The 12,057-nt window shown below is 45.0% G+C and carries 10 protein-coding genes; 5 read left to right on the top strand and 5 right to left on the bottom strand.

Going from position 1 to position 12,057, the window contains the following annotated elements:
- Window positions 1-184: 184 nt before the first annotated feature.
- Window positions 185-979, bottom strand: coding sequence for a MerR family transcriptional regulator (locus QZ998_RS01280; protein ID WP_366512366.1), 795 nt, complete (start codon window positions 977-979; stop codon window positions 185-187).
- Window positions 980-1,290: 311 nt separating this feature from the next.
- On the opposite strand from QZ998_RS01280, the gene QZ998_RS01285 reads away from it, so the two are divergent.
- The 3 genes from QZ998_RS01285 to QZ998_RS01295 all read left to right on the top strand — a co-directional run bounded on the left by QZ998_RS01285 (window position 1,291) and on the right by QZ998_RS01295 (window position 6,328).
- A complete protein-coding gene (locus QZ998_RS01285; protein WP_296557386.1) occupies window positions 1,291-2,577 on the top strand; it encodes a 3-isopropylmalate dehydratase large subunit in 1,287 nt (428 codons plus the stop codon).
- Between the two features lie 14 nt (window positions 2,578-2,591).
- On the top strand, window positions 2,592-3,113 hold the full coding sequence (locus QZ998_RS01290) for a 3-isopropylmalate dehydratase small subunit (RefSeq protein ID WP_296557387.1): 522 nt from the start codon (window positions 2,592-2,594) through the stop codon (window positions 3,111-3,113).
- Window positions 3,114-3,325: 212 nt separating this feature from the next.
- Window positions 3,326-6,328 (top strand): ATP-binding protein, encoded by a 3,003-nt coding sequence (locus QZ998_RS01295; protein WP_296557388.1) that lies wholly within the window; start codon window positions 3,326-3,328, stop codon window positions 6,326-6,328.
- A gap of 99 nt (window positions 6,329-6,427) precedes the next feature.
- Here the strand turns inward: QZ998_RS01295 and QZ998_RS01300 are convergent, their stop codons facing one another.
- On the bottom strand, window positions 6,428-7,468 hold the full coding sequence (locus QZ998_RS01300) for an alpha/beta hydrolase (RefSeq protein ID WP_296557390.1): 1,041 nt from the start codon (window positions 7,466-7,468) through the stop codon (window positions 6,428-6,430).
- A 308-nt stretch (window positions 7,469-7,776) separates the two neighbouring features.
- On the bottom strand, window positions 7,777-8,727 hold the full coding sequence (locus tag QZ998_RS01305; RefSeq protein ID WP_296557393.1) for a chitobiase/beta-hexosaminidase C-terminal domain-containing protein: 951 nt from the start codon (window positions 8,725-8,727) through the stop codon (window positions 7,777-7,779).
- A 453-nt stretch (window positions 8,728-9,180) separates the two neighbouring features.
- Here QZ998_RS01305 and QZ998_RS01310 point away from each other — a divergent pair, with 453 nt between their 5' ends.
- Entirely contained in the window at window positions 9,181-9,591 is a 411-nt protein-coding gene (locus QZ998_RS01310; RefSeq protein ID WP_296557395.1) for a hypothetical protein, read from the top strand.
- A 132-nt stretch (window positions 9,592-9,723) separates the two neighbouring features.
- On the opposite strand, the gene QZ998_RS01315 is transcribed toward QZ998_RS01310, so the two are convergent.
- Both QZ998_RS01315 and QZ998_RS01320 read right to left on the bottom strand, forming a co-directional pair.
- On the bottom strand, window positions 9,724-10,455 hold the full coding sequence (locus QZ998_RS01315; RefSeq protein WP_296557397.1) for a permease: 732 nt from the start codon (window positions 10,453-10,455) through the stop codon (window positions 9,724-9,726).
- The gene (locus QZ998_RS01320; protein WP_296557399.1) at window positions 10,452-10,934 is read right to left on the bottom strand and encodes a permease; all 483 of its coding nucleotides are present in this window, start codon (window positions 10,932-10,934) and stop codon (window positions 10,452-10,454) included. Before QZ998_RS01320 ends, QZ998_RS01315 begins: the two co-directional genes overlap by 4 nt.
- 116 nt (window positions 10,935-11,050) lie before the next feature.
- Here QZ998_RS01320 and QZ998_RS01325 point away from each other — a divergent pair, with 116 nt between their 5' ends.
- Window positions 11,051-11,725, top strand: a complete 675-nt coding sequence (locus QZ998_RS01325; protein WP_296557400.1) for a Crp/Fnr family transcriptional regulator — start codon at window positions 11,051-11,053, stop codon at window positions 11,723-11,725.
- Window positions 11,726-12,057 lie beyond the last annotated feature (332 nt).

Raw genomic sequence — 12,057 nt, forward strand, 5'->3', positions numbered from 1 at the left:
AGCTACTCCTTTGCTTATTCATCATGTAAATGTCGTTTATTAATAGTATACAGGGAATAAGTATAATCATCAACGGTATTTTTGACTGGGACAAACAAAAGAACCATTTGGGGAAGATGTGGTAGGCTATCCCAAAATGGTTCTATTATGTTTGTGCAATGCTAAAGATAATGGTTATCTATCCCTAATTGGTGGTATAAATCTCGATGGCGTCGCTCATAAACTGAGCCAGTCCCTCGGCACGGCTATCAATGTTTTCTTTGAACCGATCATCATGGACGTACATTAACCCCAGTCCGGACAAAATTTCTTTGCTGCAGTCGTAGTAGTGCCGGCTGATGTGGGCCTGCCACTCGGCCACCAGCTCCTGAACCTCGGGGTCTGCGGCATCCTGAGCCATTTTGGTGACAAAACCAGCATAGATGGCTTCGGCTTCAGTGTGGATCGCTTCCCATTGTTCCGGGCTATAGCTGTTGGCTTTCTGTTGGCTTTGGCGGTAGGCGTCAGTTTTACCCCAGCGCTCTTTGACTTCAGTTTCGTATTGTTTCTTGTTCGCTTCAATTTCAGTCATATCAAATGGTTTAAAATTCATGGTTCTTTCTCCTTCTAATTTTTGATCCAGCAAGGCAATCAGTTTGTCCAGACGGCAGCGTTTGAGCAGCAGCAGGTGGCGTTGCTTTTTAAAGGCATCCATTTCGTCGTAATTGGGATCGGCCAGAATCCCTTTGATTTCCTGGATCGAAAAATCCAGTTCCCGTAAGAACAGAATATTCTGGAGCTGCGCCAGGTTAGCTGTGTCATAGTATCGATATCGATTCTCGGTGACTTCGCTGGGAATCAGAATTCCTTCACGATGGTAATAGTGAAGGGTGCGCACACTGACCCCAGTAAGCATCGCCACCTCTTTAACCGTCATTTTCATTTTCGTCTCCTTGCTTGGTTTCTTTCGGCTAGGTTTTCCCTGACCTGATTCTATCATAAGCTATCACCTAAGGTCAGAGTCAAGGGGGAAAATAAAAAAATATTACGAAACTTAAAAAAAAGATTTAGTAGTACCGACAATTATTACATCATGTTGTACGCATCAAGGCGGACATGGCGATAGCCTGTCCGAGCTTGTGGCGAACAGCAGATTAATAATTGGTCGGTACGGTAGCATTGGTCAACCATGAAAATATTTGTAACCAGCGGGATTGATTTTAGCTGGTTTATTGATCTATTTACAGCTTTATGTCATAATAAGAGATGAGTTTATTGAGATTAAGAAAGTGACAAAAGAAGGAGATTAAAATGGGTAAGACAATAGCTGAAAAAATATTTGATGCACATCGGGTAGATGAGCCGTTTCCAGATACACATGTGTTAAAACTGGACCGGGTTTTCTGTCATGAAATCACCACACCAATTGCCATCACCGATCTGATGGCCCGGGGGATGGATCGGGTTTTTGATCCCACCAAGATCAAGGCCGTCATCGACCATGTAACCCCCGCCAAGGATTCAAAAACCGCGGCACAGGGAAAAATCCTCAGAGACTGGGCCCGACGACATGATATCAAAGACTTTTTTGATATCGGTAAGAACGGCGTCTGTCATGCCATCTTCCCGGAAAAAGGATTTGTCCGACCCGGCTACACCATCATCATGGGCGACTCTCACACCTGTACCCATGGGGCATTTGGTGCTTTTGCTGCCGGAATCGGCACCACCGACCTGGAAGTTGGGATCTTAAAAGGGGTTTGTGCCTTCCATTTTCCTAAAACCATTAAAATTGTTCTCACCGGCGCACTAAAACCGGGAGTTTATGCCAAAGACCTGATCCTCTTTATCATCAAAGAGTTGACGGTCAACGGTGCCACTAATATGGTCATTGAATTTACCGGTCCAGTAGTGGATGCGATGTCGATGGAATCGCGGATGACCCTGTGCAACATGGCCATCGAAGCCGGCGGCACCTGCGGAATCTGCTATCCCGATATGACCACCGTCGATTATCTCTGGGACTTCATCCAGGACGAATTTGCCACTAAAGCCGATGCCCTGGCCGATTATTCTAAATGGGTTTCCGATGCTGATGCCGAATATGAACGGGTGCTGGAATACAACGTTTCGGAACTGCAACCGATGCTTACCGTCGGTTACAAGCCTGATCAGGTTCGCACCGTGGCCGAAATGACCGGTACCAAAGTCGATCAGATCTATATCGGCAGTTGCACCAATGGCCGGATTGAAGATTTGCGCATCGCTGCAGAAGTTCTCAAGGGCAAAAAAATCAGCGATAAGGTCCGCGCCATTGTCAGCCCGGCAACACCAGCCATTTATTCGATGGCATTAAAAGAAGGGATTATCGAAATCTTCCAGGATGCCGGTTTCTGCGTTACTAATCCGACCTGCGGCGCCTGTCTGGGTATGAGCAACGGGGTACTGGCTGAAGGTGAAGTCTGTGCTGCTACCACCAACCGTAATTTTAACGGTCGCATGGGCAAGGGTGGTATGGTTCATCTGATGAGCCCGGCCACGGCAGCAGCGACAGCGATTAGCGGAACGATTGTCAATGCTGATTTATTCAAGGCTTAGAAAGGGGGAACGAGATGAAGACATTTAAAGGAAACGTATTATTTTTAGATCGCAGCGATATTAACACCGATGAGATTATCCCGGCTAAATATTTGACCGAAATTACTAAAGAGGCTTTAAAACCCAATTTATTAGAGGATTTGGTTTTGCCCGGATTTTCCCGGGAAGACACCCAGGATAAGGCGGTCATTGTGACCCGCGAAAACTTCGGTTGCGGTTCGTCCCGAGAACATGCGCCCTGGGCACTGGAAGTCAATGGCATCAATGTCGTGATTGCCGAAAGCTTTGCCCGGATTTTCAGACAAAACATGTACAATTGCGGGATGTTCGCCATTGAACTGCCTAAAGAAACGATTGACGGTTTGTTTGCTAACTATGCCGGCAAAGCGGTGATCATGGCAGTTGATGTAGATGGTAACCAGATTAGTATTGAGGCTGATGGCAAATCCGAAACGATTGACTTTAAGGTTGGCGAATTTGACAAGACGCTAGTCAAAGAGGGCGGCTGGGTTGGTTATGCCGATAAGAATTACTAAAAACAACTGGCGCAAAATTATGTGAATGACCTAAAGACTGCAAAGTTAATCTTTGCAGTCTTTTTTGGCATCAGGAACAGTATTGTCGGGTAAAAAATAGCGACAAGTCGGATCGAAATGATTTTTGATGCTTCCACACAGTGGATTCCGATGCTATAATGAAAATACGATTCAGCGATTATAACAACAACAGGAGGAGGAGGAGCGGAAAAATGCAGGAAAAACAAAAAAGAACGTTCATCAGTCTGATCATCATTTATGCACTGGCTTATCTATTGGTCGTTACGCTGGAGAGTCAGACCCTAGTGATTCTGCTAAAACCGGGAGCGACCCTTTTCGCTTGGCTCGCGCTGCGTTCGTTTATCCCAATGAAGGAAGGCAACAAATCGGTAAAAAGAATTGCTTCCGATGCGTTTCTCGCCTGGTTTATTGCCGATCTTTTCGCGATGGTCGGAGAGCTGATGATTTTATCGGAGGGAATTGATCAGGTCGCTTTTTATAATCTTGAAGCGATGCTCTATGCCGTCAGCCGAATTTTGATTTTAGTGACGATTGCTAGCCTCTATAGTTATGTGACCAAAAAAACCAGCCAATTTCAAGTGATGGCTGATATGCTAACACTGGTCGTCTGTTTGGGAATTACCGTTTGGCTGATTTTTTTTAAACCGGAGCCACAGTTACCATGGGCGCTAATGATTTCTGGGGACCTGGTTACCATTTTTTCTTTTTTTTACATCGTTCTCAGCCTGTTTACTCAGGGACTGCTACTGTTAAACTGGCTTTATTTTAAAGAACGGATCATTACAATCGGGCATAAAATTGCATTGATTGGTTTTGCCACTGTCAGTTTGACCGATCTAATCACAGCCATCTATCCCAGCCTGATTTATCAAAGCGCCATCATTGATCTGGCCTACAAAGCCGGGATTCTTTTGATCGCCATTGGTGGGGTTTATTTTAACCAGAAATCAATCACTCAATCGACAGCCATAAAAGCAAAAAAGCAAACCGTCATCTGGAGAAATGGCTTCTATTTTTTCGCTTATCCGCTGTTTACCTGGCAGATCATCGGTTTTGATATTGACATTCTGATCTATTTTTTGGTGATTGCCTTCTATATGGTCAGTTGTTTATACACCCAGCAGATTGATCGAACCAAAGCCGCGCTGGAAAAGGAAATAGCCAGCAACAGAAAATTAAAAAACCAGTATTATTTTACTACTCGATTACTGGATGCGATGCCCGGTGGTATTTTTTATGTTTCCCGGGACGACCGATTGCTGGGGCTGAATGACAAGTTTTCCCGCCTTTACGGTTCCGACAGCGAAGCCTATCTCAATCGGAATCTTTCAGATTTTCCCAACATGTCCAAAGCCGATTACCGACAATATTGTCAGATGAAGGCGGAGGCCCTGGAAACCCGCAAACCAGTGGTGCGACAGACAGCTTTTTTAAGTGCTGGTGGACAAGAACAGTTTGTCCTCTACAGTCTCAATGTATACTATCTGGCAAATGGCTCAGTGGGTGGATTTCTAGGGGTCTTTACAGATATCTCTGAGATTAAAGAAAAAGAACAGGAGCTGGAAGTTGCACTAAAAAATGCCAATGCCGCGACGGAAGCCAAATCTTTGTTTCTAGCCAATATGAGTCACGAAATCAGAACCCCGATGAATGCGATATTGGGGATGTCGTACCTGGTTATGCAGACAGAACTCGATGCCAAACAGCAAGATTATCTCCAAAATATTCATCATGCTACCACTGCCCTGTTAGGAATCATCAACGATATTCTCGATTTTTCAAAAATTGAATTTGGCAAACTGGCTGTCGAGACGATCGACTTCAATCTGGACAAGGTGGTCGATGACACCTTTTTGTTGTTTGCTGAAAAAGCATCAGAAAAAAAGCTGGCCTTATTTGTCCAGTGCTCACCGGATCTATCCCGATGGTTTCAAGGTGATCCGCTGCGGCTGGGGCAGGTACTCACCAATCTGGTTGGAAATGCGGTAAAATTCACCAGTTCTGGGGAGATCAGGCTGATGATCAGTCAGGTAGAAAGCCGGGAAAACCAGCAACAGCTTAAGTTTTCAGTGCAGGATACTGGTATCGGTATTGCAAAGGACAATCTGGAGCGCCTCTTTGAGCCATTCACCCAAAACGATAATTCAACCACCCGGCACTATGGTGGCACGGGTTTAGGACTTAGCATCAGCCGCAATCTGGTTGAAATGATGGGTGGTAAGCTGACGGCTGAAAGTGAACCGGGAGTCGGCAGTACCTTCAGTTTCACTGTCTGGTTGGGAAAATCAACCAGAGACATTAAAGCAGTGAAAGGGGGATCTGATTCGGATGATCAGCCGCTCGCTAGACTTGTTGGGCTAAAGATTCTTGTGGCCGAGGACAATCCGGTCAACCGCCAGATTGCTGAAGAAATTCTGGAACGGGAAGGCGCCTTGGTGGATTCCGTCGAAAATGGTGAAATAGCCTTGAATCGGATCAGCGATAGCGCATTGGGAGATCACTATGATCTGATCCTGATGGATATTCAGATGCCAGTGATGGATGGCTTTGAGGCAACCCAGAAGATTCGAATTATTAGCCCCAGCATTCCCATTCTAGCGATGACTGCCCGAACAATGGCCAACGAGCGCGATGACTGCCTAAAAATTGGGATGAATGATCACATTTCTAAACCGATTAATCCACAGCAATTGTATCAAACTATTTTGAAATATGTGAAGCCTCAATTAAAAGATAGGGTGTCAGATACCACGATAGCAGTGTTCGAAGAAATAGCAGAATCAGCGGTGATGATCGAAGCAAAATCAGAAGCAAAATCAGAAGCAATCAGCTTTGAAGCAACTAAGATCGAAGAAATCGACTGGGAAATGCTCACGGATCGGATCGGTAACAGTGAAGATCTGATTTTGACCTTGTTGACGGTCTTTGCCGAAATCCATGCCGGCATGGCTACTGATATGGAAGCCGCCCTGAAAAATAAAAATGTTGACCTCTTAAAACAAAAACTGCACACCGCCAAAGGGGTGCTTGGTAATATTGATGCCACCGGGCTTTATCAGCAGGTCAAAAAGATCGAAGCCGAGTTGTTGGCGGTGGGTATGAGCGAGGACTTAGAGCAGGATATAAAAAACTTTAAGAGCGATTTCATTCATTTTATTTCAGCCATTTTAAACTTTATCGATACCCACAAGTAATATCATAAGTGTCTTTGTAAGTAGTTAACAGCTAAATAATTGATGAAAAGGGTTGGATAGCGGCGGCATTTTTAAGGGGTTTTCCTGAGGATGCATGCCCTAGGAAAGCAAAGCGCCCAAAACCTGAAGGACCGCCTCCGGTTCTTCAAAAATCGGGCTGTGGGCGGAGTCTTCAAAAAGATAGAAATATTTTTCCGGAGCCTGGAGTTCTTCCAGATAAATTTCTGATAGGTGATGATTGACGGTGTAATCATAAGCGCCCGATAAAAAGATGACAGGAATCTCAAGCCGGCTGATTAAATCACTGAGATTGGCCTGTCGGAATTCTTTGTTAAGCTGCGAATTCTTAGAAAAAGTCAGACCCTGCCAGATTTGGATCTTTTCCTTGAGTAGATACTCGCGGTGCTTGATTACAGCCAAAAATATCCCAGTAAATACCGAGTACATCGTGTGGGTAGTGCCAATTCCAGCCTCGTGCATCACCCGATCACGGATCCGTTCGTAACCGGCGGTGCCGTAGGGGGCTTTTTTAAGCTGGTCGCTATTTTTTTGATCATCAGCATAGAAATCTAACATCCACGCATAGGCCAGTTCTTCCGACAGTTCCAGATTGACCGACTGAGCCACCCCGATATAGGCATGATATAGTGCCGGTGCCTGGGCGGCTGCCTGAATGGCGATATAGGTGCCAAAGGAATGCGCCATCAGATAAATCTTATCCTGTCGAAAGCGTTGCCGCAGATACTGGGTCACTGAGATGGTATCAGCCACCAGCTGCTCAGTAGTCAGGGTATCTACGGGAGTCGTGGCGCTGTAAGACAAGCCGGCACCGCGCTGATCCCACCAGACCACGGTAAACAGTTCATCAAGTCGGCTAGGATGGCTTGCGTTAAGCCAATATTCTGGCATTCCCGGACCACCATGAACAAACAGCAGCACCGGTTTTTTGATATCCCGGGATTTAATAATCATCCCCATTTCCACCCCGTTGATGGAGACCCATGATTTTTCCGACAAACTGCCCGGTAGCAGCTGACCACTGGCATCGGTATAGGCAATCATTTTGCCAGAAAACAGGACCATCAGTAAAGTTGTGATGATACTGATCAAACCAATAAGGACAACAAAAATTAGCGCCATGCTTGCTTCCTCTTTCGTAAAAAATTTAATGATGATAGCTGGGTTTATAAAAATCGCTTTGCAAGGATACTTTCCATTAAATAGAATGCTTCGATTATATCTAAACAATATGACGGCGTCAAGCGGGAAGGATGTTTTAGCAATCAGGCTATGAATAGCGATACGGGGCAAGCTGTCACACCACTAAATCAGACTTTACCAAAAAATCACTGAGGCTGATTCCGCATCGCTTGTGCAGAATCAGCCTCAGTTTCGTTTTTCCATTGTCATGACCGGGACTCCTCTCTGATTAATTGTTGTGTTTTCGATCAAGGAACATAGGTGCAAAGATAACCGTCAATGTAGATGGCATTATCACCTAGGGGATTACAGTCAATATACAATTGTTCGCCACCGGTATAAATGGTTCCGATGGTGCCGTTTGTTCCGGTTGAAACGGTTGATGAGTAATAATCATAATAGTAGTCACTGCCACCGTCTGTCACCAGAAGCATTCCGCCACTAAACTGATAATAAAGCGTAAAGCCGCTGCTGTCGGTCCACTTCCAGGTGCCGCTGATGTGATCTTCGAATTGTTGCCATTCATTAACTGCCGGTGTCACGGTTACAGCTGGTGTAGTAGTGGTAGTGGTTGGCTGCTGCGTGGTGGCCTGCTGCGTCGTTGTCTGTTGAGGAACGGTAATGGTATAGGTTCCTGTCTTAATGCCGCTTTGATTTCCATTTTTGTCGATTGCAATGCTTTTTACGGTGGCCGAAGCGTTTAACACGATGGGGGCTTCATAACGGCTTGACTGCACAGTTGGATCGCTGCCATCAATGGTAAAATAGACAACGATCTCCTCGCCAGGGGGCTTGTTAATTTCAAGTTTCTGGGACGAGGTGTAGCTGCCTTCGTTTAAGGAATAGGAAGGCAGGTCGATGGTCAGCTGTTTTTGGCCTGTCACTCCCTGGTTTGTGTTTGGTGGATTACCGCTTCTCCTGCCGCTAAGACTAAACCATAAAAATGTACTGCCGCCAATCATAACAATGACACCCAAAACAATAGCCAGGACAATGATCACCGTTTTTTGGGATCCTGCTGAGGTTGTTTTTGGGGACGAAAGAATTTGGGCCGATACCATTTGAGTTGGCTGAACCGGTTCTTGAGGAACTTGTGCTTCATAATCCGATGATTCGGTATTAAAACCACAATTCCCACAGAAGGGTTCACCTGGTTCCAGCTTTGCTCCGCACTTTGGACAAAATTCTGAATCTTTCATGAATTTCACCTCCCTTCCACAGTGTGAAAGCTTTTGCGGTCATCTTATATTGACTTAATACCCGGTCGGTTTTAAATATATCAGTATCCTATTCAGTAATTTAAAAAATTGGCAGGCAGAAATATCGCGGGAATGTTTTTCTGTTAAAAAAACATAAAAATCAGTATCATCGATGGAAAAATCTTATTAAAGCATATTGCAGACAAGCTGATTCAAACCGCTGAATAGGAGCATCAGACCCTGAACTTATTAGCACGACGATTAAACAAACTGGCTAAATCAATTTGGAGGGGGTGATTTATGGCATTAGTATTGATCATATCAAAGATTTCGTGAATGGCTGATTTTTGGTGTGAACTGCGATTGTCTCTAGCTGATGAACGGGTTAAACTATTATATAGAAGCGCATTTCTAAAAGCGCAATAACCATTTCAATTAGCGAGGAGTAAAACGATGGGATTATTTGACAAGTTTAAGCAAGGTTCTAAAGATATGATTAAAAGCTATGACAAGGTCAAGCTCAATCAAAAACTGAGTTACGAAGAACTGCATGAGATTATGAGCGCAGGAACCTATCCCTGCGGTCAACCGCAGCTGACCGGAAAAGGAATCATGCACTGCATTCAGTTTCCACCGGTCGATAAGTATGTTATCCAGGTGGCTTTAAGCGGAACCACCGTGACGATCACAAAAATTTACAACGGTGTCGGCGGGATCCTTAAAGAAACCGTCGGGGATGCCGTGACCGGTGGCTGGTATGACGTCCTCAATGGCGAAAATATTGACCTCAATCAGATGACCCGGGTCATCGGGGAAGAGCTGACCAGACTGTGCGGTGAAAAAGGATTGCTTAAAACAGCTTAGGCCGATGCCAACTTGCAAGAATTCGCAGGTCAGTAGGACGGATCTTTAGTCGGTTGAGTGTTATGAAGATTGAAAATATGAACACAGTCAAAAAGCCCCCTGATGTCTAACAACGACAGCAGGGGGCTTTTTTCAGGGATGAAACCGGATAATCTGAGAGGGGCATTTGGCCACGGCGTCCTTAATGGCCAGGTTATCCCCAGGCGGTAGGGTTTGGTTGATGACTGACGCTTTTTTGGCGATCATCTTAAAATAACTGGGGGCGATTTTGGCGCACAGTCCGCAGCCCACACAATAGTCCGAATTCAGAGCAAGGGGGCCATCCACTGCAGTGGCTGTTTCATCATCGGTAGGTAGATCCTCCGGTTTGACAAACCGGGAGGTGATATAGCCCATCAGGAAAATCGCCAGGGTAGTCAGAAGCCAGCGGACGACCATAAATTCTGGACCGATAAATTTGCTTTCGGTGATAAGCATGGGTATTTTGATCACTGCCCAAGTGGACAGGATGATGACAATGTTAGCAATGCTGGCGCCCTTGCTCAGCAGCATTTTACAGGCCGGAAAAGCGGCGTAAATGGGACCAGCTGAAAAACTTCCCAGTAAAAAAGCAAACAGTGAACCCTTAATCCCCGAGTTCTTACCAAAGGCATTTTCGATGGTTTCTTTTGGCACCCAGGCTGAAATCAGCGAGGTCAACAGCATAATTATCGGCATAATTATCAGCATTTCCTTGACATAATACCAGGTGTTGCCAAGCGATGGCAGAAATTTGTCCGGCGCAAAAATTCCAACGGCCACATAAGCCAGAATCACGATCATCAGAAAGCGGTTGTTTTTAAGTTGGCTTTTTAAAAATGTCATAGGATCACCCCCATCGCCAACGCAATCACCAGGGCAAAAGCAAAGCTCAGAGAGTTGCGGATCAGCGTGAATTTCAGTCCGAATTCTCTTTTTTCAAGCGGAAAGGTGACTACCCCTACCATCGTCAGTGTGGTCAGAAAAGCGACAATCGGAACGATGCTGGCACCGGCGTCCACCAGTGAAGCCACCAGCGGAAAGGCCACAAAGGCGGGGATCAGGGTAATGCTTCCAAGTAAGGCAAAAAGGACTGTAGAAAAAACCTCGTTAGCATCGCCGATGATAGCTTTGATGGTATCCGGTGGCACAAAGGTGAGGATCAAACCAATTAACAGCAAGATACCGAGGATGTCCCCAGCGATCCCTTTCATCATGCCTCCAGACATTTTAATGGCTTTAAGGGTTTTGCCCTTGTCTTTTTTTAGCGAAAAACCCAGCCATACTAGGGTAATCACCCAGAAAATCAGTGTAAAAACATCCATGTTTCAACCTCCAAGTTGATAATGAGAATTTCAGCTTCAAAACTCTAATTTTCTATAGTATACTGTAGATCAGTAAAATAAAAAGTTACCACAGTCACACAACCGGAGGTTATTTTATGAGTCATCAGGAATTCATGAAAGTTTTATTCAGCCACAGCCTTTTTTCAGATTTTTCAGAAGAAGCCCTGAATCAGGTTTTCAGAGCCCATTACTATGAGAAACGGCAGTATGAAAAGGATCAGGTGATCCATTTTCAGAATGAGTGCTGCCAGACCATGGACCTGATTCTCCGCGGCCGGGTGGCAGTGCAGAATCTCGACAGTGAGGGGAATGTTCTGACCATTAGCATCTTTCAAGACGGGGATGTGCTGGGCGCCAATCTGATTTTTTCCAGCCGCAACAATTATCCAATGACCGTGCTGGCTCAGTCGCCGGTTGTGATTCTCCATCTTGGGCAGGAACTGATTCTGGAGCTATGCCAGTTAAACCGCACCTTTATGATCGGGTTAATGAAAGCTATCTCTGACAAGACTTTGATTCTCACCGACACGATTAGTGCCATCTCGATGAAGACAATCCGCCAGTGTATCATTGATTTTTTACGGTATGAGTCTCAAATTCAGAAAAGTCAGGTGATCCAACTGCCGTCATCAAAAAAAGAGTTGGCCCAGCGTTTTGGTATTCAGCGCTCATCCCTGAGCCGAGAGCTCAATAAAATGCGGCAGGATCGAATGATCGACTTCGATACAAAAACGATTACGATCAAAAATCTAAACGACTCGAACAGGTAGATAAGCGACCCGCTTATCTTCTGAAACTACAAGGAGAATAAATGGTGATCAGATTGCCAGTAGCAAGATCCTACACTAACCCAAAAAAGAACTAGAACCGATTCCGCCATTTAACCTGCGAAACCGGCCTAGTTCACAATCTCAGTAGTCATCCGTTTGGACTCCTTCTTTTGATTTTATCAAAAATCTTCTTTTTCACTTTTCAGTTTAAACATTACACACTTATTATGGAATATCCTTTGGTTAAAAAGATTTCTCTTTTTAATGTGGGAAGATCTGTTTTTTAAGCAGATTATTTTTCCGGCCTTCGTATCAACTTATTTCATCAGGGT

Origin of the sequence: uncultured Acetobacterium sp. (genome assembly GCF_927416815.1) — a bacterium.
In the GTDB taxonomy this organism is placed as follows: domain Bacteria; phylum Bacillota; class Clostridia; order Eubacteriales; family Eubacteriaceae; genus Acetobacterium.

Bases quoted from the DNA above. Each gene is read 5' to 3' on its own strand.
- QZ998_RS01285 (WP_296557386.1), top strand. From the start codon at position 1,291: ATGGGTAAGACAATAGCTGAAAAAATATTTGATGCACATCGGGTAGAT.
- QZ998_RS01320 (WP_296557399.1), bottom strand. From the start codon at position 10,934: ATGGATGTTTTTACACTGATTTTCTGGGTGATTACCCTAGTATGGCTG.
- QZ998_RS01305 (WP_296557393.1), bottom strand. From the start codon at position 8,727: ATGAAAGATTCAGAATTTTGTCCAAAGTGCGGAGCAAAGCTGGAACCA.
- QZ998_RS01300 (WP_296557390.1), bottom strand. From the start codon at position 7,468: ATGGCGCTAATTTTTGTTGTCCTTATTGGTTTGATCAGTATCATCACA.
- QZ998_RS01325 (WP_296557400.1), top strand. From the start codon at position 11,051: ATGAGTCATCAGGAATTCATGAAAGTTTTATTCAGCCACAGCCTTTTT.
- QZ998_RS01295 (WP_296557388.1), top strand. From the start codon at position 3,326: ATGCAGGAAAAACAAAAAAGAACGTTCATCAGTCTGATCATCATTTAT.
- QZ998_RS01310 (WP_296557395.1), top strand. From the start codon at position 9,181: ATGGGATTATTTGACAAGTTTAAGCAAGGTTCTAAAGATATGATTAAA.
- QZ998_RS01290 (WP_296557387.1), top strand. From the start codon at position 2,592: ATGAAGACATTTAAAGGAAACGTATTATTTTTAGATCGCAGCGATATT.
- QZ998_RS01315 (WP_296557397.1), bottom strand. From the start codon at position 10,455: ATGACATTTTTAAAAAGCCAACTTAAAAACAACCGCTTTCTGATGATC.
- QZ998_RS01280 (WP_366512366.1), bottom strand. From the start codon at position 979: ATGATAGAATCAGGTCAGGGAAAACCTAGCCGAAAGAAACCAAGCAAG.